Origin of the sequence: Paraoerskovia sediminicola (assembly GCF_030296575.1) — a bacterium.
GTDB classification, from domain to species: Bacteria; Actinomycetota; Actinomycetes; order Actinomycetales; family Cellulomonadaceae; genus Paraoerskovia; species Paraoerskovia sediminicola.
In genome coordinates, this window is the sequence record NZ_AP027729.1 from 1013154 (window position 1) to 1037099 (window position 23946).

Below are 23946 nucleotides of genomic sequence, written 5' to 3' on the forward strand. Positions count from 1 at the left end.
GAGCCCGCCGACCGGGGTCGACTCAGTCCAGGGACCGCAGCCGCGCCAGCTCGGTGCGCCGCGCAGCCTGCAGCACCGGGTCAGGGACCGGCAGCGACGCCAGCAGGCGCTGGGTGTACGGGTCCTTCGGCGAACCGAGCACCTCCTCGCCCGTCCCTTCTTCGACGACCTCGCCGCGGTAGAGCACAGCGATCCGGTCGGCGAGCAGGTCCACCACCGCGAGGTCGTGCGAGATGAACAGGCACGCGAACCCGAGCTCGGCCTGGAGCTCGGCGAACAGCTCCAGCACCCGCGCCTGCACCGACACGTCGAGGGCCGACGTCGGCTCGTCGGCCACGAGCAGCTCGGGCTCCAGCGCGAGTCCCCGTGCGAGCGACGCCCGCTGACGTTGCCCGCCGGACAGCTCGTGCGGGAACCGGTCGCCGTACGCGCGCGGGAGCTGGACGGCCTCCAGCAGCTCGTCGACCCGCGGCCGTGCCTCGCGCAGGTCACGGGCCCGGCCCTGGACGATCAGCGGCTCCGCGACGCCGTCCGCGATGGTCAGCAGCGGGTTGAACGTCGACGACGGATCCTGGAAGACGAACCCGATGCGCTCGCGGACCGGGCGCACCTGCCGCGGGCGCGCGCCGTTCATCTCGACGCCGAGCACCGACAGCGAACCGCCGGTCACCGGTGTGAGCCCGGCGATCGCCCGTCCGATCGTCGACTTCCCGGAACCGGACTCGCCGACGAGGCCGAGCACCTCGCCCGGTCGGATCGTCAGGTCCACGCCGCGGACGGCCGGGAACCCCGGCCGGCGGAACCGGCCCGGGTAGGTGATCTCGAGCCCTCGCGCCGCGACGACGGGGGCGCCTCGGCCCAGCCGTCGGGGCGGGCAGCAGCGCGGGCGGCCGTGCGCTCCCGCGCCTCGCCGATGCGTGGGACGGAACCGAGCAGGCGCTTCGTGTAGTCGTCCTGCGGGTCGGTGAACAGGTCGTGCGACGCGGCCTGCTCGACGACCTTGCCCTGGTACATGACCGCCACGGTGTCGGCGAGGTCGGCGACGACACCCATGTTGTGGGTGATGAGCACGATCGCCGTGCCGAACTCGTCGCGCACGCGCCGCAGCAGGTCGAGGATCTCGGCCTGCACGGTGACGTCGAGCGCCGTCGTGGGCTCGTCGGCGACGATGAGACCCGGGTCGAGCACGAGCGCCATCGCGATGATGATGCGCTGCTTCTGCCCGCCGGAGAACTGGTGCGGGTAGTGGTCCACCCGCTCCTCGGGGTCCGGGATCCCGACCCGCGCGAGGATCTCGACGGCCCGCGCCCGGCCCTCCTTCGCGGAGACCGCGCCGTGCGCCCGCAGTCCCTCGGTGATCTGCCACCCGATCGTGAACACCGGGTTCAGCGCGGCCGACGGCTCCTGGAAGACCATCGCCACGTCGGTCCCGCGCACCCGCCGCAGCTGCTTCGGGCTGAGCGCGACGATGTCGTGCTCGTCCGTGCCGGCCTTGTTCGACAGCACGACGGCGCCGCGCGTCGTCGCGTTCTCGGGCAGCAGCCCGAGGATCGTGGACGCGGTCACGGTCTTGCCCGAGCCGGACTCGCCGACGACGGCCAGCACCTCGCCCGGCCGGACCGTCAGGTCGACGCCGTCGACCGCGCGGACCGCGCCGGCGTCGGTGGCGAACGACACGGCGAGGTCACGGATCTCGACGACGTGACGGACGTCGTCCGACGCCGCGGGCGCGCCCTGGGTGGTGGTCGTGGCGCTCATGAGCGTCCCTCCGTCGTGTCGCTGGTCCGGCCGGGCCGGTCGGCCGGGTCGCGCAGCGGGTCCCCGATGGGAGCGCCCGGCTCGGTGACGTCGACGACGACGCCGCCCTCGACGGCCACCGACGTGCTGGCGACGTCCCCCGAGACCTGCTTGCTCGCTCGCCGCGACCGCAGCCGCGGGTCGGCGAGGTCGTTCAAGGACTCCCCGACGAGCGTGATCCCGAGGACGGCGAGCACGATCGCGAGCCCGGGGAACAGCGCCGTCCACCAGATGCCGGACGACACGTCGGCGATCGCCTTGTTGAGGTCGTAGCCCCACTCCGCGGCGGCGGTCGGCTCGATGCCGAACCCGAGGAACCCCAGACCGGCGAGGGTCAGGATCGCCTCGGAGGCGTTGAGCGTGACGATCAGCGGCAGCGTCCGCGTCGAGTTGCGCAGCACGTGACGCACCATGATGCGTCGGTGCGGGGTGCCGATCACCCGGGCTGCGTCGATGTACGCCTCGGTCTTGATGCGCACGACCTCGGCGCGGATCACCCGGAAGTACTGCGGGATGAAGACGACGGTGATGGACAGCGCCGCCGCGAGGATCCCGCCCCAGAGGTTGGACCGCCCGCCCGAGATGACGATCGCGGCGAGGATCGCGAGCAGCAGCGACGGGAACGCGTAGATCGCGTCGGCGACCACGACGAGCACCCGGTCCAGCCAGCCGCCGAAGTAGCCGGAGACGAGCCCGATGAGGATCCCGAGGAAGATCGAGGCGACGATCGCCACGATGATCACGAGCGCCGCGGTCTGCGCACCCCAGATCACGCGGGACAGGACGTCGTACCCGCCCACGGTCGTCCCGAGCCAGTGCTCGGACGACGGAGGCTGCTGGGCGCCGAACGCGCCCTCGGGGGTGCGCAGCTGGGAGAAGCCGTAGGGCGCCAGCACCGGCGCGAGGACGGCCACGAGCAGGAAGACGCCGGTGATGACGAGGCCGGCGACCAGCATGAAGCGCTGGAGGCCGACGCTCTGGTTCAGGTGGCTGACGACCGGGAGCCGGGAGAACAGGGAGGGTCGGCGCGCCGGGGCCGCCGCGGGCGCGGGCGATCCGTTGGAGGCGTGCGCCGTGGCGCTGGGGTTCTGGCTCATGTCAGTACCTCACCCTCGGGTCGATGAGCGCGGCGACGACGTCGACGATGAAGTTCGTCAGCGCCACCACGACGGCGATCAGGACGACGATGCCCTGCACGGCGACGAAGTCGCGCGCCTGGAGGTACTGCGCGAGCTGGAAGCCGAGCCCCTTCCACTCGAAGGTCGTCTCGGTGAGCACCGCGCCGGAGAGCAGCAGCGCGATCTGCAGCCCGATCACGGTGATGATCGGGATCAGCGCGGGTCGCCACGCGTGCTTGCGCAGGAGCCGGCCCTCCCCCACACCGCGAGAGCGCGCGGCCGTGACGTAGTCCGTCGAGAGCGTGCCGATGACATTGGTCCGCACGAGGCGCAGGAACACCCCGGCGGTCAGCAGGCCGAGGGCGACCGCCGGGAGCACGGCGTGCATGAGGACGTCGCTGACCGCGGCGGGGTCGCCGGTGCGGATCGCGTCGATGAGGTAGAAGCCGGACGGGTTCTCGAGGGTCTGGAGCTGGATCTCGGTGCCGGTGGACGCTCGGCCTGCCACGGGGAACCAGCCGAGCCCGACGGAGAAGACCAGCTTGAGCAGGAGGCCCGCGAAGAACACGGGGGTCGCGTAGCAGAGGATCGCGAAGACGCGCAGGAACGCGTCCGGGAGCCGGTCGCGGCGCGAGGCGGCGACGAGCCCGAACGGGATGCCGACGAGGAACGCGACGACGAGGGCGTACGCGGCGAGCTCGAGCGTCGCCGAGCCGAACGTCGTCAGCACCTCGGTCACGGGCCGGTTGTCGCTGAGGGTCGTGCCGAAGTCCCCGCGGACGAGCCCGCCGAGGTAGTCGAGGTACTGGACCAGGATGGGCCGGTCGTACCCCGCGGCGTGGATGCGCTCCTGGAGCTGGTCGGGGGTCAGGCGGCCGCCGAGCGCCGCGGTGATCGGGTCGCCCGTCGCGCGCATCAGGACGAAGACCGTCGTGACGAGGATGAAGACGGTCGGGATGATGAGGAGGAACCGGACGACGATGTACCGGCCGAGCCCTCCCCCGCTGCTGCGCTGCTTCGTCGCCGGGGCCGCGGCTGTCGCCGGGCCGGCTGGTGCTTCTGTGCTCATGGGGTCCTTCCGAGAACTGCGCCGAGGCGCACGCCGCCCGCGTCCGGGCGGCCCCTCGATGGAGGGACCGCCAGGACGCGGGCCTGGTGGCGGATCAGCCGGGGATCAGCCCTTGGCGAGGGCGGCGTAGCGGAACTTGAACGACGCGTCGAGGGTGTCCTCGGCGCCGCTCACGTCCTGTCCCACGACCGCGACCTGGGCACCCTGCAGGTACGGCACGGTGGAGAGGTCGGCCGCGACGTCGTCCTGGATCTTCTCGATGAGCGCCGTGCGGGCGTCCGGGTCGACCGTGACGGCCTGCTCGAGGATCTCGTCGTTGACGGCCTGGTTCTCGTAGTGGTTCCCGAGGAAGTTCTCGTTGAGGAAGAACGGCGTCAGGTAGTTGTCGGCGTCCGAGTAGTCCGGGAACCAGCCGAGCTGGTAGGCCGGGTAGACGTCGGCGGTGCGGTCCTTGGAGTACTGGACCCACTCGGTGGTCTGCAGGTTCACCGTGAACAGGCCGCTCTTCTCGAGCTGGTCCTTGATGAGCGCGTACTCGTCGGCGGACGACGGACCGTAGTGGTCGTTCGAGTACTGCAGGTCGAGGGTCACCGGGGTGTCGACGCCGGCGTCCTCCAGGGTCTTCGTCGCCTTGTCGGCGTCGGGGGCCCCGGAGCCGTCGCCGTACATCTCCTTGAGCGACTCGGTCGCCCCGGTCAGGCCGTCGGGCACGTAGGAGTACAGGGGCGTGAACGTGCCCTTGTAGACCTGCTCCGCGATCTCGTCGCGGTCGATGAGGTCGGCGACCGCCTGGCGCACGGCGAGCGCCTTGGTCTCGTCGGCGTCGTCCTGCTTCGCACCGTAGGGCTGGGTGTCGAAGTTGAAGGTGATGTAGCGGATCTCGCCACCCGGGCCGTCGACGACCTTGACGGCGTCGTTCCCGCGCAGGTCGTCAATGTCGGTCGCCGACAGGCTGCGGAACGCGACGTCGATGTTGGACTCCTGCACGTCGAGCTTGAGGTTGGACGCCTCGTCGTAGTACTTGACGTTGACCTGCTCGGTCTTCGGGGCCCCGAGGAGGCCCTGGTAGTCCGGGTTCGCCGCGTAGGCGATGAGGTCGTTCTGCTTGTAGCTGGTGATCGCGTACTGGCCAGCGAAGGCGTTGCCGTCGACGATCTCGGTGTCGGGGGTGATCGCGTCCGCCGCGAAGACGTCCTCGTCGACGATCGGGCCCGCGGGGCTCGAGAGGATCTGCGGGAACACCTGGTCGTCGGCGCTCTTCAGCGTGAAGACGACGGTGGTGTCGTCGGGCGCCTCGGTGCTCTCCAGGTTGTACAGGAGCGACGCCGGCCCGTTGGGGTCGTTGATCGCGACCATGCGGTCGAACGAGAACTTCACGTCGGACGCCGTCAGGTCGTTGCCGTTGGCCCACGTCAGGCCCGGCTTCAGCGTGACCGTGTACTCGGTCGGCGAGGTGAACTCCGCCGACTCGGCGATGTCGGGCTCCACGTCGGGGCTGCCGTACGGCGTGTTCATGAGGAACGGGTACACCTGGTTCATCACCGCGAACGAGCCGTTGTCGTACGAGCCGGCAGGGTCGAGCGAGGTGATCTTGTCGGTGGTGCCGATCGTGATCGGTCCACCCCCGCCGGAGGCGGCGCCGTCGGACGTGCCCTCCTCGTCGCTGCTGCTGCCGCCGCACGCGGTCAGCACCAGCGCGACCGTCGCCATACCTGCCGTCGCGGCGGCGATCCGCCGTCCGCTCCTGCGCATCGAGATCATGGATGAACCTCTCGTCCCGCGCGCCAGGCGTCGATCCCGCCTGTGCGCGCCCCTTCGAATCCGGGTCGGCGTGGACTCCTGCCGACCCGTCCCGCTGTTGCGGGTGAACGATTCGTAGCACACCGAGAGGCGCCGATTGTTACCTGGAACACTCGTGCGGATCACAGCGACACAACCGTTACCCGGTTTTGAGGTATCGGGTAGTCCTCATGGTGGAACCGTGATTCGACGCAGCCCTCAGCGGAACCTTCGACCCTCGTCACGGCGGTAGGCCCAGACGGCGAGCGCGGCGAACGCCGCCGTCCAGCCCAGGAGCACGAGCCACGCACCGGAGTACGCGGGCTCCCCCGTCAGCGCCTGGATCACGAGGTCGCGCCCGGCGCGGGTCGGGGTCGCCATCGATATCCCGTCGAGCCACGACGGGAACATCTGGGGCGGCAGGAACAGGCCGCCGGCGAACGCGAGCGGGAACAGGATCACCTGCACGACCGGCAGCGCCGCCTTGGCGGACAACGAGTAACCGACACCCATGCCCAGCAGCGTGAAGGGCACCGCCACGAGCAGGACCGTCGCGATCCCGGCGAGCAGCTGCAGCGCGGTGACCGACGCCTCGGTGAACAACCACCCGATGAGCACGACGGGGACGATCCCGAACAGCGAGAAGATCGCGCCGTTGAGGACGCGGCCGATCATGCGCGGCGCGGGGCCCGCGGGCAGCGACCGCACGAACGGGTCGAACGGCTGCTGCCGGTCCTCCGCGACACCCAGCCCGTAGGTGAACAGGCTCGCGGAGCAGATCGCGAACAGGCTCAGCCCGGCGACCGCGACCGTCGCGAAGAGCGGGTTCCCGGCGACCGCCTCCTGCGGGACGACGAAGAAGAACATGGCGAGCGCGGGGAAGATCAGGTTGCCGAGCACCGCGATCGGCACGCGCACCGTCTCGAGGAACTGGAACCGCAGGTGCAGCCACGACAGCGCCAGCAGCCCGGGTAGCGCTGCGCTCTCACCTCCCGCATCTCCCACGGTTGTCGTCGGCGTGCCGGACGGCGTCGCGGCCGTCGGGGTCTGGCCCCTCGCTTCTCGCCGGGTCATCGCGCGCTCCCCTCGTTCGTGCCGCTCGTGCCGCTCGTGCCGTCCGAGCCGTCGGGCACCGCGACCATCTCCTCGAAGGCCTCCTCGAGCGACGCGCCGCGGATCTCGAGCCCGCTGAACGTCACGCCCGAGGTGACGAGCTCACGGACCAGGGCGTCGGCGTCGGGCGTGTAGAGCTCGAACCGGTCGAGGCGGCCGCTGCCCGTCGTCGCGGGCGACCGCTCCGACCGGACGACCCCGGGGAGCGCGTCGAGCGGGGCGGAGCTGCGCACCACGACCCGGTGCAGCGCGACGCGCGCGAGGATCGCGTCGAGCGAGTCGTCCGCCCGCACGACCCCCCGGTCGATGACGACGACCCGCTCCGCGAGCTCCTGCACCTCCTCGAGGTAGTGGCTCGTGAGCAGGACCGTGCCCCCGTCGGCGTGGTAGCGGCGGATCGCCGCCCACAGCGCCTGCCGGGCCCCGACGTCCAGACCCGTCGTCGGCTCGTCCAGCAGCACGACCCGCGGTCTGCCCACGAGCGAGAGCGCGACGGCGAGGCGTCGCCGCTGGCCCCCGGAGAGCGATCCCGTCTGGCGACGGGCCAGGTCGCTGATGCCGAACTCGCCGAGCAGATCGGCCGTGTCGACGCGGTGCGGGTAGTGGCGACCGACGAACTCGACGACCTCGCGCACCTTGAGCGTCGGGGGCAGCCCGGTCTCCTGCGGCGTGACGCCCAGCGAGACGCGCGCGGAGGCGTCGCGCGGGTCCGCACCGACGAGCCGGACGGCACCGGCGTCGGGCCGTCGCTGGCCGCCGACGAGCGACAGGAGCGTCGACTTCCCGGCTCCGTTGGGGCCGAGCATCCCCACGAGCTCTCCCGCGCCGACGGTCAGTGAGACGTCGTCGAGCGCGACGACCTCCCCGAAACGCTTGGTGACGGACTCGACGGAGACGACCGGGACGTCGTCCGGCGCTCCTCGCCCTGGCTGCACCTGTGGTTCGGTGCCGAGCCCGGCGCCGAACCCGATAGCCCTCGCAGTCATGACCCTGCTCCCTTCAGCAACGCGGTCAGCTGTTCCTGGTACTGATCGAACGCCCGCCGGCCGCGAGGCGTGAGCTCGATGTATGTCGCTGGGGTCCGGCCCTCGTGCGTCTTGTGGACGACGACGTAGCCCGCCTCCTCGAGGCGGCGCAGGTGGGTCGAGAGGTTGCCGGCCGTCATGTCGAGCAGCTTCTGCAGGCGGGGAAAGGCGATCTGGTCCCCGACGACGAGCGCCGCGAGGGTCGCGACGACGCGCAGGCGCGAGGCGGCGTGGATCACGGGGTCGAGCGGTTCGTCAGGCACGTGGGGCCTCGCGTTCCTCCCGCCGACCGCGCACGACGGCCAGGTGTGCGACGGCGGCCATCACGAGGAACCCGCCGCCGCCCGCGAGCGCCATGACCAGGTAGGTGGCCGGCAGGCCGAAGAGCGAGGCGACGCCCCCGACGAGGAGGATCCACGCGCCCAGGACGTACAGGCGCAGGTCCTCCCAGAGCAGCGCGCTCATCAGGTAGGCCATGCCGACGACGAGGCAGGCGGAGCCGTTGGCGACCCGGGCCACGACGTCTGCGCTCGCGCCGCTGGACGCGATGCCGGCCACGAGCAGGGCCATGACCAGGAATCCGAGGAACCACGACCACCCGTAGAGGGCTCCGGTGCGGGCGCTGGGGCCGCGGACGCCGGCCCCGCGCCGGACGCTGTGCACGATCGTGACGGCGATCGCGGCGGCGATAAGGACCGAGTACACCGCGAAGGCCCACCCTGCGGGGAGCGCCGCCGGCACCTCGGCCGCGTCGGGCGTCCAGGCGAACCCGGCCCCGCCGCCGGTGCGTGAGCTGCCCCAGAGGACGACGAAGCCCAGGAGCCACGCCGCGCCCCAGACCAGGTAGAGGAGTCGCCCGTCGGGGATCAGCGCGCCCGCGCGCTGCTGCTGGTCGCGGATGAGGCGCAGGCTCTCGGCAGGGTCGAGCGGCGCGTCGTCGGTCTCGCGCCGGTCGGCAGGCTCGGGCTCGGCGTCGGGCTCGGTGGGCATCATCGCTCCTGAGGTTTGTACTGCAAACTACTTTGCAGCCAACCACACGATCGGTCGGTCCACAAGAGGGGCCGCTCGCGGCGCCTGGTCGCGCGCCCTCCGCGCGGGGCTTGGGAGCCGCGCGCACCGTCGCGGTGCCTGGTCGAGCGTCGCCAGTGCGGAGGGCGTGGGAGCCCCGGGCACGGGCCGAGGGCGGCAGGGAACGGGAGAGGGGCCGGTCAGCGGGCGGGCCGTCGGCCGACGTCGATCAGGGGACGGGCGTCGGGCTGCTGCTCGTCGAGGTCGTCGGCGCCGGGGTCGGCACGGAGGCCCCATCGTCGCCCGAGCCGGCCGAACCGCCGAGGCCCGTGTCTGTACCCGTTCCGGTGTCTGTGCCAGTACCCGTGCCTGCATCGGTGCCCGTACCGGTCCCGCCGCCCGTACCTGACCCGGTGTCGGTGCCGGTTACTGACCCCGACCCCGAGCCAGAGCCGGTGCCTGAGCCGTTGTCGGTGCCGCTGCCGGTTCCCGTGCCAGAACCAGAGCCTGAGCCGCTGTCCGTGCCCGCGCCCGTGCCCGAGCCCGTGTCCGACCCGGAGTCCGCACCCGAGCCCGTATCGGCACCCGTGCCGGCGTTCCCCGTCGACCCGGATCCGCCGGACGAACCGTCCGTGCTCGCCGAACCGCCCGCTCCGTCGTTCGCGTCGGCGGCCCCGGAGCGGGCATCCTCGGTCGTCGACGTGCCGCCCCCGGCGGTCCCGGAGCGATCGTCGGGCGACCCGTCGGAGGCCGCCCGGTCGACGAACCCGCCCGACGAGCCGACGACCGTCGAGATCGAGGAGCCCGAGCCCTCCTGGCCGTTGAGGACGTCGGTCAGAGGCTTGCCCACCACGAGCTCGAAGGCCGTGACCGCGGCGAGGATCACGCCGAACAGCGCGACGCTGGCGACGACGATGCGACGCCGGGTCGACCACCCGGCCGGGCCCCGGGCCCCGGGAGCGGGAGCGACGCGGTCCGACTCGTCCGACTCGCCTCCCGGCACCACAGCATGGCCGCAGGTGCAGCCCACCGTCTCGAGCCCGGGCAGCGTGTCCTGCACCGCGGTGTGCCCGCGGTGGTTGCCGTCCGGGGTGCGGTCGTCCGAGCCGCCCGAGCCGGCTGTGCCCGCCGCAGGCTCTCCGCCGCTCGTGCCCGTGCGGGACCTCGACGTCGGTACGAGCGCCTGCACGCGCCGCCGCGTGTGCAGCAGCGAGTGCGTGTACAGGAAGTTGCCCACGACCGTCATGACGCTGGCGATCCCGGCACCGATGATCGTCCCGGCGACGCCGAGGTACGAGAGCGCGAGGGTCGAGCTCACGGCCGCGAGCGCGCTCGCGATCACCTGGGTCACGGAGATGCTCGGCGGCGCGGGGGCGGGGCGGGGGTCCGCGGCTCCGCCGGTCGACGGATCTGCACGGTCGGCTGCTCCCGGGTCTCGGGAGACGGGTCGAGGATGGTCACGGCGACACGCTAGGTCCCGGATCCGGACGAACCCTGAGGAGCCGGGGACGGTTCCCGGGCGAACCTGTGACGGGTCGGTGTGTGTCCCGTACGCGGCCGGCGGCGGCAGACCGGGGGATCACCGGTGCTATAACCGGGAGGTGCCCGACGACCAGCCGCCCGTGCAGACCACGGTGACCGAGCCGCCGTCCGGCACGCCGTCCCGCCGCCGCATCGCGACCGAGATCTGGATCGTCCTGGGCCTGAGCCTCGGCCAGTCGGCCGTGTACGCGGTCGTGAACATCCTGTCGCGGCTCGCCCAGGAGACGGCGCTCGCCGACCAGTCGACGCAGCTCAACCCGACCCGGTCCCCGCGTCCGTACCTCGACCTGGCGTACCAGCTGCTCGGCATCGCGTTCGCGCTGGTGCCGGTCGCGCTCGCCCTGTACCTGCTGTCCGCGCGCGGGCGGTCGGCGCGAGCGGCGCTCGGGCTCGACGGGAGCAGGCCGCTGCGCGACGTCGGCTGGGGGTTCGCGCTGGCCGCCGCGGTCGGGATCCCGGGGATCGCGTTCTACGTGGCGGGGCGCGCGCTCGGGATCACCGTCGAGGTGCAGGCCTCAGGGCTCGACGCCTACTGGTGGACCGTCCCCGTCCTGATCCTCGCGGCGCTGAAGAACGCCCTGCTCGAGGAGGTGATCGTCGTCGGCTACCTGTTCGAGCGGACCGGCGACCTCGGGTGGGGCCGCGTGAAGTTCGTCGTCGCGAGCTCGCTGCTGCGCGGCTCGTACCACCTGTACCAGGGGTTCGGCCCGGCGCTCGGGAACGTGGCGATGGGCGTCCTGTTCTCCTGGTTCTACACGTCCCGGTGGGGCCGCCGGCGCGTCGTCCCGCTCGTGATCGCCCACACGCTGCTCGACGTGGTCGCGTTCGTCGGCTATGCGCTGCTGCCCGCGTCGGTCCGGGCGGCGATGGGTCTCTAGACCGAGCGTTCAGTCGGCGTCCCGGTGCCACGGCATGCGGCGCGCCGGGCGATCCTCGCTGGTCTCACTGGTCCCCACGACCGGGTCCGTCGAGGAACCTGTGGTCGGGCCCGTCGTCGTCCCCGGCTCGTCGGGGGTGCCGGACGGCGTCCGGTCCGTCCCGCTGTCCGGTGCGCTCCCCGCGGCCCCAGGCGCTCGATCGAGCGGCGTGGGCTCCGACGCGGGCGAGTCCGTCGACGGCGGGGTGTCCTCAGCGGCGGGTGAGTCGTCCCGGGCAGGCGCAGGATCGAGCGGCGTCGGCTCCGGGGCGGGTTCGGGCGCAGCGGTCGGCTCGGGCGCGCGCTCGGGCGACGGCTCCCCCGTGGGCTCGCCCGCGGCTGCCGGTTCGGGCGCCGGCTCGGTGTGCGGGGCCGCGACCACCGGGGCGACCGCCGCGCCACCCAGCACCGAGCCACCGGTCACGACGACCCCCGCGGCGACGGCCTGCTCGCGCAGCTCCCGGAGCTCGCGGGCCATCGCACGCACCGCGAAGCCGGAGACGAGCAGCACCGCCCCCGCGACGACGGCGTAGAGGCTGAACACGATCGCGACGAACAGCAGACCTTCGTCACCGAGGTTCTGCGTGAGCAGGGTGAGGCCGAAGAGGGTGGAGACGAGGCCGAAGGCGAGCATCCAGGACCCGGCGAGGTCCCGGTTCCTCGTGAGGAACGACGCGCCGATGATCGCCGTCACGCCGATCACCAGCACCCAGACCACGAGCAGGTAGTAGAGCGCGACCTCGGTGATGTTCGGCCAGAACGCGATCGCCACGCCGAAGCCGAGGTTCACGACCGCCTGGACGACCCACCAGACCGACCCGAGCTGCTTGCGCTGCACCAGACCCTGGAGCAGCAGGAGCACCGCGTCGACCACGAGGAAGCCGCCGAAGATCCACGGCACCTTCTCGAGCGTCTGCATCGGCTCGAGGAGCAGGACGAGACCCAGCACCAGGTGGACGAGGCCCCGCACGACGGGGATCCACCACACCCGGCGGAACGCGCGCGGCTCCTTCGCGGCCTTGCCGTTCGTGCCGGCCTTCTCGGTCGACGTCGTGCGCGCCATGTGAACCTCCGCCTGCTCCGCTCGTGACCCGCCTGCTCCGCCGACTCCATCGCCGGACGGACCACCGACAGAACTGCTGGCACTGTCGGCGTGACCATCTTGGCAGGAGACGGCGCCGCACGCGGGCTCGACGGGCCGGGCCCGCCTAGACTCATGGCATGCGTGGTAGGGGAACCGAGACCGGTGCGCCCGGGTCCGTGACCTCTGGCGCCCCGACGGCCTCCACCGACCCACCGACGGACCCACCGACCGAGCTCGCGGCGGACACCACGCCCGGAGGTCCGGTGGACACCTCGCCGCAGTCCACGGACGTCCTCGCGACGCCTGCGACCGAGGTGTCCGAGGCCGTCGAGTCCGTAGAACCCCCGAGATCGCCACGACCGTCGTCGACACCGACGAGAAGAGGGTCCGCAACCCCTCCGACATGCTCGCGCTCGTCGCCGCCGCGGTCGGCTGCGTCGCCGTGCTCCTGCTCACGGTCTTCGCCCACGGGACGACCAGCGGCGTGACCGAGGACGTCCGCGGGTTCTCGACCCTGCTCGGTCGACTCCTGATCTTCCCCGTCCAGGTGCTCCAGCTCGTCGTGATCCTGCTCGCCCCGGCGGCCGTGCTCGTCGAGCTCGGGTTCCGGCGTCTCGGACGGCAGGTCGTCGAGTCGATCATCGCGGTCGCCGCCGCCTTCGTCCTCGGCGCCCTGCTCACCGAGGCGATCCACCTGTGGGGATCACAGGCCCTGATCGCCGACCTGTCCGTCGGGTTCGGCGCCGACCAGACGCTGAGCCTCCCCCTGTACGCGGCGTCCCTCGGCGCGCTCCTGACGGTGGCGGGTCCCCGCACCCGACGCCGGACCGTCGCCTGGTCCTGGAACCTCCTGTTCTTCACGCTCGTCGTCCTCGTCATCACGGGGCTCGTGTCGCTCCCGGGCTCCCTGCTCGCCGTGCTGTTCGGCCGGGTCGTCGGCTTCGCCGTCCGTTACGTGTCGGGCGTGCGGTCGGAGCGCGCCTACGGCCCGGACCTCGTCGCCGCCGTACGCCGGGCCGGCTTCACCCCGTCGACGATCGTCCGCGTGCGAGACCTGTCGTCCGACGCCGCCCGTGCGGAGGCCGCGACCGACGACGTCACCCGCCTCGACCGCGACGGCGTGGTCATCGACCGGATCCAGCTCGGGCCCGTCCTGCGGGACGGCGTCCCGGTCACCATCACCGAGGACGCCACGATCGTCCCCGGGCTCCTCCCCGAGGCCCGGCGCGACGACCCGGCCGACACCGCGTCGTCCGACCCCTCAGCCATCGCCCTGAGCCGCGCGGGCGACAAGCGGGTCTACTCGATGTTCACGCCGTACGGGAAGCGGCGCGACGTCGTCGTCCTCGACGGCGACCGCCAGGTCGTCGGGTTCCTGACCCGGTTCTGGCGGGCGCTGCGGCTGCGCGGCCTCGGGAACCGCGCCGCGATCTCGCTGCGCGCCGTGGCCGAGCGCGACGCGCTGCTCTCGTACGCCGCGACGTCCGCCGGGGTCCGCACGCCGCGCCTGCTCGGGATCGGCGAGGCGACGGACTCGATGGTCCTCGTCCAGGAGCACGCCCCGGGCGTCTCCCTGCGCGACCTCGACCCCGACCACGTGACCGACGCGGTCCTCGCCGAGGCGTGGCGGCAGATCCGCACGGCGCACTCCGCAGGGCTCGCGCACCGCGCCCTGACCTCCGACATCCTGCTGATCGACCGCACGGACGACGCGCGTCCCAAGGTGTGGCTGACCGGGTGGGAGCAGGGCGACGTCGCGTCCACCGAGTTCGCCCGGCGCATGGACATCACCCAGATGATCGCGCTGCTCGCGCTGCGGGTCGGTGCGGCGCGCGCGGTCGCGTCGGCCGTCGACGTGCTGCCGGACGACGAGATCGCCGCGATCGGCCCGCTCCTGCAGCCGATCGCCCTCCCGCGCACGACGCGCGAGGAGATCCGACGGGACAAGGGGCTGCTCGCGGACCTGCGTGCCGCCCTCGTCACCGAGCTGCCCGAGGCCGTCGTCGAGCCGGCGAAGATCGAACGGTTCGGCGCCCGCACGATCATCATGCTGACGCTCGGCATCGTCGCCGCCTTCGTGATCCTCGGGACGATCAAGCTCGACGAGATCACGGCCGCCCTCGCGCAGGCGAACCCGTGGTGGGCGCTCGCCGCGTTCGGCCTCGGCCTGTTCACGTGGATCGGCTCCGCGATGAGCTTCGTCGCGTTCTCGCCGGTGAAGCTGCCGTGGTCGCGGACCATCTACACGCAGGCGGCCGGGTCCTTCGTGGCGCTCGCCGCCCCGGCCGGTGTCGGCGCCGCCGCGCTCAACCTGCAGATGCTCACGCGGCGCAAGGTCAAGACACCGCTGGCCGTCGCGACAGTGACCGTCGTCCAGGTCTCGCAGTTCGTCGTGACGATCCTGCTGCTGCTCCTGCTGTCCGTGCTCACGGGCGAGGGCGGGCTCGTCCAGCTGCCGTCGACCACCGTGCTCTTCGTCATCGCGGCCGTGCTCGTCGCGGTCCTCGCGACGATGCTGATCCCCAAGGTGCGGGTCTGGGTCCTCGCGAAGGTGCGCCCGACCGCGCAGCAGATCTGGCCGCGGCTCAGCGAGATCCTCGGGCAGCCCTGGCGGCTCGTGCTCGGGGTCGCCGGCAACGTGATCCTCACGCTCAGCTACGTGCTCGCGTTCGACGCGTCGCTCGCCGCGTTCGGCCAGGACCTCACCCTCATCGACGCGGCCCTGATCTACCTCGTCGGCAACGCCGCGGGCGCTGCCGTCCCGGTGCCCGGCGGCATCGGCGCGATCGAGATCGCGCTCACCACCGGCCTCACCGCCGCCGGCATCCCCCTCGGTATCGCGACGGCCGTGACCGCCGTGTTCCGCGTCGCCACGTACTGGGGACGGATCCCGTTCGGCTGGGTCGCGATGCGCTACCTGCAGCGTACGGGCGACCTCTAGTCACGCTCTCGTCGCACCGTGCCGGACGGCGGAGCCCCGCACGGCGACGGAGCCCCGCCCGGCCTCGATGCTCAGGCCGAGCGGGGGCCGGCTCGGCTCAGGCCGTCCGGACGACCATCTTCCCGGTGTTCTCGCCGCGCAGGAGGCCGAGGAACGCCCCGACGGTCGCACCCACGTCGCCCCGCGCGTCCACCACGGTCTCGTCGTGGACGACCTCGCCCGAGGCCAGCCACGGCCCCATCGCTGCGTAGAACGCGGGCGCGTGGTGCATGTAGGCCCCGAGCGTGAACCCGCGCAGCCGCAGGCTGTTCTTGACGATGTTGACCATGTTGTCCGGGCCGCGCTGCGGCTCGGTCTCGTTGTAGCCGGAGATCGCGCCGCACAGCGCGACCCGCCCGTCGGGGTTCAGCACGTCGAGCGCCGCCTCGAGGTGGTCGCCGCCGACGTTGTCGAAGTACAGGTCGATCCCGTCGGGCGCCGCCTGCGGCAGCTGCTCGCGGACCGGTGCCGCCTTGTAGTCGAACGCGGCGTCGAACCCGAAGCGCGACGTGAGCCGCTCGACCTTCTCGGACGAGCCGGCGCTCCCGACGACGCGGCTCGCCCCGAGGAGTCGCGCGATCTGGCCCGCGGCGCTGCCCACGGCCCCGGCAGCGCCGGAGACGAACACCGCGTCGCCCTCCTTCAGCGCCGCGATCTCCTGGAGCCCGACCCACGCCGTCAGACCGGTCAGGCCGAGGATCCCCAGATACGCCGAGAGCGGGACGCCCGGGATCTCGTCGACCTTGCGGAACTGGTCGGCACCGGCCTGGGCGACGTCGCGCCAGCCGAGCTGGTGCGTGACGGCGTCCCCCACCGCGAGCGCGTCGGAACGCGACTCCACGACGTGGCCGACGGCCCCGCCGGTCAGCGGCTCGTCCAAGGCGAACGGCGCGACGTACGACTTCACGTCGTTCATGCGGCCGCGCATGTACGGGTCGACCGAGCAGAACTCGTTGACGACCCGGACCTCGCCGTCCGCGAGCGCCGGGAGGTCGACCGTCTCGACGCGGAAGTTCTCGTCTGTAGGCCAGCCGTGAGGGCGGGCCGCGAGCAGGACACGGGTGCTGGTGCTGTTCGTCGTCATCGTTCGACGATGGCACGCCGCCGCGGCGGTCGCGACCATCGGGGGCGCTCGGGCGGTGTGAGGATCACGACCGTCCGCGCAGGAATACGAGACCCCGGCGCACGACGAGACCCCGGGGCGCAGCTGCGCCCCGGGGTCCGAGGTCTGACGGCGTGCGCCGTCGGGCGGTGCGCGTCAGCGCACCGCGGGCGTCACTTCTGGACGGCCTTCTTCAGCACGGAGCCCGCGCTGACCTTCACGCCGTAGCCTGCGGGGATCGAGATCTCCTCGCCGGTGCGGGGGTTGCGGCCGGTACGAGCAGCGCGCTCGACCCGCTCGACCGAGAGCAGCCCGGTGATCTTCACTGCCTCGCCCTTGCCGAGCGAGTCGACGAGAACGTCCTGGAGGGCGCTGACGGCCTTGTCGGCGTCGGCCTTGGACAGGCCGGCCTTCTCAGCGATAGCAGCGACCAGATCAGACTTGTTGAGCGCCATGAGGTTCCTCTCTAGTTCACGCGTCCGTGGGCGGTTGCCCAGGTGCGACGGGCACCACTCTGACACGGTTCGGCGCAAGATTCGGCATGAACACTGGGTTTTGAGCCCATTTCTCACCGATTCGGCGCGTCGAGCGGTGAGTCTCGGCACATTCGGGCCCCGACAGGGCCGATTCTGGCCCGGTTCTGGCCAGGTTCGGGCCCGGTTGCAGGCCTGTTGCGGCCCGGTAGCGGCGGTCAGGACCCGTCGGCCTGCCCGGACCCGGGGCCGTCGTCCGCGCCACGGGTCAGGCCGGTCCGTGACCGTCGCACGAGCAGCACGACGACCGTGCCGCCGATCGCGAGCCCCAGCACGACCGCGACCACGATCGGCACGACCGGGACGTCGCCGGCAGCATCGTCCGCGGCAGGGGTCTCGGTCGCGTCGGTGGCTTCGTCGTCCGCGGGGTTCGTCGCGATCAGCCCTTCGTCCCCGCCGAGGAGCACGGCGCTCGGCTCCTCGGAGGGCTCGTCGGACGCCGCCGCACCGCCCTCGTCCGTCGAGTCGCCGCCGTCGGCCGGCTCGGGCTCCGGCGCACCGGCGACCGTGAACTCGAACGACCCGTCGATCGGGTGGCCGTCGGCCGAGACGACCCGCCAGCTCACCGCGTAGTCGCCCGCACCCGCGTCCGCGGCGAGCGGCTGGACGACGTCGGCGCCCTCGACCCTCGGGTCGCCGTCCGCGACGTCGGTCCCGTCGGCCGTCTCGACGATCACCTCGGGCGAGACCTCGAGCACCGAGTCGCTGAACGTGAGGGTGATGGCGTCGGGCGGCAGGTCCACCGTCGCGCCGTCCGCCGGGTCGGACTCCAGGAGCTGGTCGTGGGCGGCCGCGGGCCCGGCCGCACCGAGCAGCAGCAGACCCGTGAGGGCGGTGACGGTGCCTCCCGCAAGGGCATGACGGACGGCGGTTCGGCGCATGGGGCTCCTTCGACGGACGCCCGCCCGGTCGGGGCGGGCACGTGCTGTGGGCAGGACCGCGCACGATGTCGGACGGCGCAGGTCGCGTCCCAGAATAGTCGTCGCCGCGGTGCGTCAGGGCGAGATGTGCAGGCGCACGCGTTCGGCGCCGTCGACCCGGACGGCGGCCCGGCCGAGGTCCGCACGGACGGGGATCGTCGCGGCCGTCTCGAACGACCCGTCGGCACCGATCGTGACCGACCCGAGCTCCGTCGTCCGACCACCCTGCTCGAACACGACGGTGAGGTCCGTCCCCGCGGCGAGCGCGCCGCCGTCCTCGTCCCGGCAGCCCCCGCTCGGCGCGAAGTCACGCCCGGTCACCACGACGTCGTCCCCCGCGGCCACGGCGCGGGGCTCCACGGTGATGAGCGGTGGCGCGCAGGTGTCCTCACCGTCCGTCCCCGCGGCCGGGTCCCCGGTCGCCGAGCAGGCGACCAGCACCGACGCGCCCAACACCGCGCCCAGGACCGGGACGAGAGCGCGCGCCGCGGCCGGTCGCCCGGTACGCGCCGGCCCCGCTGGTCGTCGCGCTCGGTCGGGGCGGCTCATGCGCCCATGATCGCAGAGGCGGTCTCAGGCGCAGCCGACGCAGGCCCGCGCCGTCGGCCGCGCGTCGAGCCGCGCCGCCGGGATGCGCTCCCCGCACGCCTCGCACACCCCGTAGGTGCCCCGGTCCACCCGTGCGATCGCCGCGTCCACCTCGGCCAGGAGCGTCTGCGCGTCGCGGGTGAGCGCCAGGACCTGGGCCCGCTCGAACGCGACGGTCGCCCCGTCGGGGTCGTGCTCGTCGTCGCCGTTCTGCCCGCGCGCGGCCTCGACGATGTCGGCGGACTCGGCGCGCAGCGACGCGAGGCGCGACGTCGTCGACCGGCGCAGGGCGTGCAGGGACTCGAGCTCGGGGCGCCGGCCCGCGGCCGGGTCGGTCACGGGCACCGGCACCGGCACCGGCACCGGCACGCACGCCGACACACCGGGCGGCGAGGTCTGGTCGTGGTCCACGAGGGAAGAACGTCACCGGCCTGCGAGTCCTTCCCGGCCGCCCTTCCCGGCTGTACTTCCCGCCGCCATCCCGGCCGTACTTTCCCGCTGCTGCCCGCCGCCCGGGTGTCGGCCCCGCCGCACCGGTGCCAGAGTGGACCGATGAGCACCGTGATCACGTACGGCACGTTCGGCGGACCCGAGGTCCTCGAGGTCTCCGACGAGGAGGTCCCGGAGCCGGGATCGCGCGAGGTGGTCGTGGCGAACCGGGCGATCGGGGTCAACCCGGCGGACTGGAAGGCGCTCGCGGGCGGGTTCGGTCCGCAGCGGTTCCCGGCGACCCTCGGGTTCGAGGCCGCGGGCGTCGTCACCGCCGTCGGCGACGGCGTCGACGCGCCCCAGGTCGGCGACGAGGTGATCTGGCACGGCACCGGCGCGCAGCGCGAGCACTCCCTCGTCCGCGCGACCCACGTCGTGGCCAAGCCCGCCAACCTCTCGTGGGCGCAGGCCGCCGTCCTCCCCGTGGCCGGGGCGACCGCGTTCTCGGCGCTGGTCCAGGTCGACGTCGGCCCCGACGACACGGTGCTGATCCACGGCGCGTCGGGCGGCGTGGGCTCGATGGCGGTCCAGATCGCCCTCGCGCTCGGCGCGAAGGTGATCGGGACGGCGTCCGAGGCGAACCACGACTACCTGCGCTCGCTGGGCGCGGACCCGCTGGTGTACGGGGAGGGGCTGGCCGCCGCGGTGCGCGAGCACGGCGGCGTGACGTGCTCGGTCGATCTCGCCGGGACAGCGGACTCCGTGGCGACGACCGTCGAGGTGCTCGACGATCTGGAGCGGGCGGTGACGATCGCCGGATCGCCGGAGTCGGAGGCCGCGGGCATCCGCGCGAAGACGGACCAGAAGGGCGCCCTCGCCGAGGTCGTCGCGCTGGCAGAGGCCGGGCGCCTCGACGTCGAGATCTCGGCGAGGTTCCCGCTCGCTGAGGTGGCCGAGGCCGAGGCGCTCGTCAAGGAGGGGCACACCAGGGGCAAGGTCGTCCTGACGATCTAGGAGGTCGGGGCACGATGGCGCACCCGAAGATGTATGAGGACGAGGACCGGCACCTCGCGATGCTGCGCGAGCTGTGCCTCGCGTTCCCCGAGGCGCGCGAGCGCGTGTCCCACGGCCGGCCGAACTTCTACGCCCGGGTCACGTTCGCGTACTACGGCGGCTCCGTGAAGAACCCGGAGCCGGGCGGGCCGATGACCCCCTACGACCACGCCGTCCTGTTCCGGCCCTCTGTCGAGGACCGACCCGCGCTGGAGCAGGACCCGCGCACGTTCGTCCCCGCCTATCTCGGGTCCCACGGCTGGCTCGGCCTCGACCTGGACGCCGCGCCGGTGGACCGGCAGGAGGTCGCCGAGCTCGTCGACGCCTCCTACCGCGAGGTCTCCGGGCCGAGGCTGGTGCGGCTGCTCGACGAGGCCGGGTCGCCCGCCGACCGCTGAGCCGGGGCGCGCAGCCCGATCATCGCTCCGGCGCCGACGACGAGGACCGCCGCGGCAACGACTAGGCCGACCGCGAGCGACGTCGCGCCGGCGAGCGCCCCGATCGCGAGGCTCGCGACGACCCCGCCGACCTGCAGCGCCATCGAGTTCACCGACAGCATGGTGGCCCGCTCGCGCGGCCCCACGGACCGGTGCGTCAGCTCGTCGAGCAGCGGCCCGCCCATGCCCAGGAACAGGTAGAACAGGACGAACGCCGCCGCCGCGACGCCGATCACGGGGACGCCGATCGCGGCGAGCGCCCCGGCGGAGAGCACCGCGGTGATCAGCACCCCGCGCGACGACCGCCCGGCCAGCCGGGCCACGAGCGGCGCGAGGCTCGACCCCGCCGCCGACCCGAAGAAGCCGAGCGTCACGAGCACCGCGTACGGTGCGGCGGCGCGGGACTCGCCGCCGAGCATCTGTGCGAACGCGTTCGGGGCGAGCAGCTCGATCGCGGCGAGCGCCACCCCGAACGCGAGCATGAAGCCGACGATCCGTCGCAGGACGGTGTGCCGGACGGCGAGGCTCGCCCCGTGCGCGACGGTCGCCGGCACGTCGCGGAGCACGTCTCGCAGGGTCGCCCGGCGGGCACGCGGCGGGTCGTGGACCCAGGCGAGCAGGAACACCAGGTGGGCGACGCCCAGCAGCGCCGCGAGCAGGAACGGGGTCGAGAGCGCGATGAGCGGAGCGCCGGTCGTGGGGAGGGGTGAGACGGCGACCAGCGCGCCCCCGGCGAGCGCGCCGATCCCGAGACCGGAGGACTCGGCGACGCCCGCGCGTGCGAGGCCGGGCTTGAGGTCGGCGTCGAGGTCGACCGCGTGGACCTGGTCCACGTACCAGGCCTGCAGCGGGCCGGAGTCGAGAGCGCGGGACACACCCCAGAGCGCGTAGGCGCCACCGAGCGCGAGCGCGCTCGTCCCGAGCGCGACCCCGGCGACCGCGACGATCGACAGCACCGACGAGACCACGAGCACCGGGCGGCGTCCGACGACGTCCGCCAGGCCGCCCGTCGGGAGCTCGAGGGTGACGGTGACCGCGCTGTAGACCGCCCCGAGCAGCCCGACGGTGGCGAGGTCGAGGCCCCGCTCGCGCATGAGGAGCACCATGACCGGCACGGCGACGCCGACCGGGAGCCACCGCAGGCCGGTGAGGACGACGAACCGCCGGCGGGCCCGCCGGAGCTCGTCGAGCGCATCCCCGGCGACGCTCGCTCCGGCCGAGCGGCCCTCTCCCCCGGTGCCGCCGGTCACGGGGCTGCCTCGAGGTCCGCGGTGGACCCCGGGTACGCGTAGGCGAAGAACCGCACGAGGCTCGCGTCCTGCGGGCGCTGCGACGGGTCGGCCTCGCGGTGCTCGTACTCGCCGAAGACGTCGTAGATCTTCTGGGTGACGGCGCGGAGCTCGGCCGGGGTCAACCAGGCGAGCACGTCCGTCGAGAGCGCGGACCGCCGCCACTCCTCGGGCTGCTCGGCCCGCACGGCCCGGAACCGGCGCCACGACTCGAAGCGGTGCTCGTCGACGGTCTCCGCGAGGAGCCTGCCTGCGGCCTCCCCGGCGGGGCTGGACTCGTCCCAGCGGATCCCCTCGTCGCGCACCTTCCACGGGCGCTGCCGACCGGTGCCGCCCTCGGCGGGCGTCACGTGCCCGTACCGGGCGAGCTGCCTCAGGTGGTACGAGCAGCTGGCCGGCGACTCCCCGAGCCGCTCCGCGCACTGCGTCGCGGTGAGCGGGCCCTCGGCGAGCAGGTCGAGGAGGGCGAATCGGGTCGGGTGGGCGAGCGCGCGCAGCTCGCGCGGGTCGGTGATCTCCCGGACGGGCCATGGCGGTGCGGGCTCGTCCCGACCGGTCGAGGGCTCGGGGGTCGCGTCAGGCTGCGCTCGGTCCATGAATCGAAAATAGTCTTTCGAAAGGTTCTTTGCAATAGCGCCTCGGCGCCGACGACCGTGCCGCCCGGACGGGATCGCGGGAGAGGTGCCGCCCGGACACCGCGTTCGCGGCGTCCGGGCGGCCTTCGTCTCGCTCAGCGTGCCGGCTCGAGGTCACGCTCCTCCGCTGCCGGCGCGGCCACGACCTCGTCCTCGACCTCGTCCGCGTCCGTGTCGTCCTCGACGAACAGGTCCTCGGTGTTCACCGAGTCGTACTGCTCGACGTCGAGGATCCCCTCACGCTTCGCGACGACCGTGGGCACGAGCGCCTGCCCGGCCACGTTCACCGCGGTGCGGCCCATGTCCAGGATCGGGTCGATCGCGATGAGCAGCCCGACGCCCGCGAGGGGCAGCCCGAGCGTCGAGAGCGTCAGCGTGAGCATCACGAGGGCGCCGGTGAGCCCGGCGGTCGCGGCCGAGCCGACGACGGAGACGAACGCGATGAGCAGGTAGTCGGTGATCGACAGGTCGATGCCGAAGATCTGCGCGACGAAGATCGCCGAGATCGCGGGGTAGATCGAGGCGCAGCCGTCCATCTTCGTGGTCGCGGCGAGCGGCACCGCGAACGACGCGTACTCGCGCGGCACCCCGAGGTTGCGTTCGGTGACGCGCTGGGTGACGGGCAGCGTGCCGATCGAGGACCGGGACACGAACGCGAGCTGGATCGCGGGCCACGCGCCCTTGAAGTAGCTGCTGATCTTCAGGCCGTTGCTGCGCAGCACGATCGGGTAGATGACGAACAGGACCACGAAGAGGCCCGTGTAGATCGCGAGCGCGAAGGTCCCGAGCGGCGCGAGCAGGTCCCACCCGTAGGTGGCGATCGCGTTGCCGATGAGGCCGAGCGTGCCCAGCGGGGCGAGCCGGATGACCCACCACAGCACCTTCTGGATCACGGCGAGCGCCGACCGGTTGAGGTCGATGAACGGGTCCGCCTTGCGCCCGACCTTGAGCGCGGCGATGCCGATGACGAGGGCGATCACGACGATCTGGAGCACGTTGAAGCTGATGGAGGTGCTCGCACCGGACGCTGAGCCGTCCGCCCCGGTCTCCAGGCTGGTGCGCGCACCCAGGCCCAGATAGTTGCCCGGGATCAACCCGTCGAGGAAGTCGAGCCAGGTGCCGCCGCCGCTGGGCTCGGAGCCCTCGGCGGGGGTGAGCGAGGACGCGTTGCCCGGCTGGAACAGCAGGCCGAGACCGATCCCCACGGACACCGAGATCGCGGACGTGATGGCGAACCAGAGCAGGGTCTGGCCGGCGAGCCGCGCGGCGTTCGTGACCTGTCGGAGGTTGGCGATCGACGCGACGATCGCGGTGAAGACGAGCGGCGGGACGATCGCCTTCAGGAGCGTCACGAACGACGACCCGATCGTGTCGAGCGTCGTGGTGAGCCAGTTCGCGGTCTCGCCGTCGGGGCCGTCGACCGGCCCCATGGACAGGGCGACCCAGCCGAGCAGGACACCGAGGACGAGGCCCAGGACGATCTGGACGGAGAACGAGGGCATGCGGAGCCAGGTGGGCCGACGCCGGCG

21 protein-coding genes and 1 pseudogene are annotated in these 23946 nt (G+C 72.8%); 4 read left to right on the plus strand and 18 right to left on the minus strand.

Annotated features, from left to right (window positions below):
- Positions 1–22: 22 nt before the first annotated feature.
- From QUE47_RS04805 to QUE47_RS04845, 9 genes and pseudogenes are all read right to left on the minus strand, one after another.
- Positions 23–1758: pseudogene (locus QUE47_RS04805) on the minus strand (dipeptide ABC transporter ATP-binding protein).
- On the minus strand, positions 1755–2894 hold the full coding sequence (locus QUE47_RS04810; RefSeq protein ID WP_286218793.1) for an ABC transporter permease: 1140 nt from the start codon (positions 2892–2894) through the stop codon (positions 1755–1757). The pseudogene QUE47_RS04805 and the gene QUE47_RS04810 overlap by 4 nt, the downstream one beginning before the upstream one ends.
- Position 2895: 1 nt before the next feature.
- The gene (locus QUE47_RS04815; protein ID WP_286218794.1) at positions 2896–3984 is read right to left on the minus strand and encodes an ABC transporter permease; all 1089 of its coding nucleotides are present in this window, start codon (positions 3982–3984) and stop codon (positions 2896–2898) included.
- Positions 3985–4089: 105 nt separating this feature from the next.
- Entirely contained in the window at positions 4090–5745 is a 1656-nt protein-coding gene (locus tag QUE47_RS04820) for an ABC transporter substrate-binding protein (RefSeq protein WP_286218795.1), read from the minus strand.
- Between the two features lie 237 nt (positions 5746–5982).
- On the minus strand, positions 5983–6837 hold the full coding sequence (locus QUE47_RS04825; protein WP_286218796.1) for an ABC transporter permease: 855 nt from the start codon (positions 6835–6837) through the stop codon (positions 5983–5985).
- Positions 6834–7862: an ABC transporter ATP-binding protein gene (locus QUE47_RS04830; protein WP_286218797.1), complete on the minus strand. Its 1029-nt coding sequence runs from the start codon at positions 7860–7862 to the stop codon at positions 6834–6836. Before QUE47_RS04830 ends, QUE47_RS04825 begins: the two co-directional genes overlap by 4 nt.
- A complete protein-coding gene (locus QUE47_RS04835) occupies positions 7859–8164 on the minus strand; it encodes a transcriptional regulator (protein WP_286218798.1) in 306 nt (101 codons plus the stop codon). The genes QUE47_RS04830 and QUE47_RS04835 overlap by 4 nt, the downstream gene beginning before the upstream one ends.
- Positions 8157–8891 (minus strand): hypothetical protein, encoded by a 735-nt coding sequence (locus QUE47_RS04840; protein ID WP_286218799.1) that lies wholly within the window; start codon positions 8889–8891, stop codon positions 8157–8159. The genes QUE47_RS04835 and QUE47_RS04840 overlap by 8 nt, the downstream gene beginning before the upstream one ends.
- 247 nt (positions 8892–9138) lie before the next feature.
- Entirely contained in the window at positions 9139–10260 is a 1122-nt protein-coding gene (locus tag QUE47_RS04845) for a hypothetical protein (protein WP_286218800.1), read from the minus strand.
- 250 nt (positions 10261–10510) lie between these two features.
- On the opposite strand from QUE47_RS04845, the gene QUE47_RS04850 reads away from it, so the two are divergent.
- Complete coding sequence (locus QUE47_RS04850; protein ID WP_434019729.1) at positions 10511–11329, plus strand: CPBP family intramembrane glutamic endopeptidase; 819 nt, start codon at positions 10511–10513, stop codon at positions 11327–11329.
- A 9-nt stretch (positions 11330–11338) separates the two neighbouring features.
- Here the strand turns inward: QUE47_RS04850 and QUE47_RS04855 are convergent, their stop codons facing one another.
- A complete protein-coding gene (locus tag QUE47_RS04855; RefSeq protein ID WP_286218801.1) occupies positions 11339–12430 on the minus strand; it encodes an HdeD family acid-resistance protein in 1092 nt (363 codons plus the stop codon).
- 424 nt (positions 12431–12854) lie between these two features.
- On the opposite strand from QUE47_RS04855, the gene QUE47_RS04860 reads away from it, so the two are divergent.
- The gene (locus QUE47_RS04860; RefSeq protein ID WP_286218802.1) at positions 12855–15392 is read left to right on the plus strand and encodes a lysylphosphatidylglycerol synthase domain-containing protein; all 2538 of its coding nucleotides are present in this window, start codon (positions 12855–12857) and stop codon (positions 15390–15392) included.
- A gap of 97 nt (positions 15393–15489) precedes the next feature.
- On the opposite strand, the gene QUE47_RS04865 is transcribed toward QUE47_RS04860, so the two are convergent.
- The 5 genes from QUE47_RS04865 to QUE47_RS04885 form a co-directional block, all read right to left on the minus strand.
- Positions 15490–16515, minus strand: a complete 1026-nt coding sequence (locus QUE47_RS04865) for an NADP-dependent oxidoreductase (protein WP_286218803.1) — start codon at positions 16513–16515, stop codon at positions 15490–15492.
- Between the two features lie 191 nt (positions 16516–16706).
- A complete protein-coding gene (locus tag QUE47_RS04870; RefSeq protein ID WP_286218804.1) occupies positions 16707–16988 on the minus strand; it encodes an HU family DNA-binding protein in 282 nt (93 codons plus the stop codon).
- A 236-nt stretch (positions 16989–17224) separates the two neighbouring features.
- Complete coding sequence (locus QUE47_RS04875) at positions 17225–17947, minus strand: copper resistance CopC family protein (protein WP_286218805.1); 723 nt, start codon at positions 17945–17947, stop codon at positions 17225–17227.
- Positions 17948–18061: 114 nt separating this feature from the next.
- Positions 18062–18535: a hypothetical protein gene (locus QUE47_RS04880; protein ID WP_286218806.1), complete on the minus strand. Its 474-nt coding sequence runs from the start codon at positions 18533–18535 to the stop codon at positions 18062–18064.
- Between the two features lie 24 nt (positions 18536–18559).
- On the minus strand, positions 18560–18985 hold the full coding sequence (locus QUE47_RS04885) for a TraR/DksA family transcriptional regulator (RefSeq protein WP_350227680.1): 426 nt from the start codon (positions 18983–18985) through the stop codon (positions 18560–18562).
- Between the two features lie 141 nt (positions 18986–19126).
- On the opposite strand from QUE47_RS04885, the gene QUE47_RS04890 reads away from it, so the two are divergent.
- Both QUE47_RS04890 and QUE47_RS04895 read left to right on the plus strand, forming a co-directional pair.
- On the plus strand, positions 19127–20017 hold the full coding sequence (locus QUE47_RS04890; RefSeq protein ID WP_286218807.1) for an NADP-dependent oxidoreductase: 891 nt from the start codon (positions 19127–19129) through the stop codon (positions 20015–20017).
- 14 nt (positions 20018–20031) lie between these two features.
- Complete coding sequence (locus QUE47_RS04895) at positions 20032–20454, plus strand: MmcQ/YjbR family DNA-binding protein (protein WP_286218808.1); 423 nt, start codon at positions 20032–20034, stop codon at positions 20452–20454.
- Here QUE47_RS04895 and QUE47_RS04900 read toward each other — a convergent pair.
- The 3 genes from QUE47_RS04900 to QUE47_RS04910 form a co-directional block, all read right to left on the minus strand.
- On the minus strand, positions 20385–21743 hold the full coding sequence (locus QUE47_RS04900; RefSeq protein ID WP_286218809.1) for an MFS transporter: 1359 nt from the start codon (positions 21741–21743) through the stop codon (positions 20385–20387). The genes QUE47_RS04895 and QUE47_RS04900 overlap by 70 nt on opposite strands.
- Positions 21740–22378 carry an ArsR/SmtB family transcription factor gene (locus QUE47_RS04905; protein WP_286218810.1) on the minus strand — a complete coding sequence of 213 codons (639 nt, stop codon included), beginning with the start codon at positions 22376–22378 and terminating at the stop codon, positions 21740–21742. Before QUE47_RS04905 ends, QUE47_RS04900 begins: the two co-directional genes overlap by 4 nt.
- Positions 22379–22512: 134 nt before the next feature.
- Positions 22513–23919 carry a dicarboxylate/amino acid:cation symporter gene (locus QUE47_RS04910; protein ID WP_286218811.1) on the minus strand — a complete coding sequence of 469 codons (1407 nt, stop codon included), beginning with the start codon at positions 23917–23919 and terminating at the stop codon, positions 22513–22515.
- Between the last annotated feature and the right edge of the window lie 27 nt (positions 23920–23946).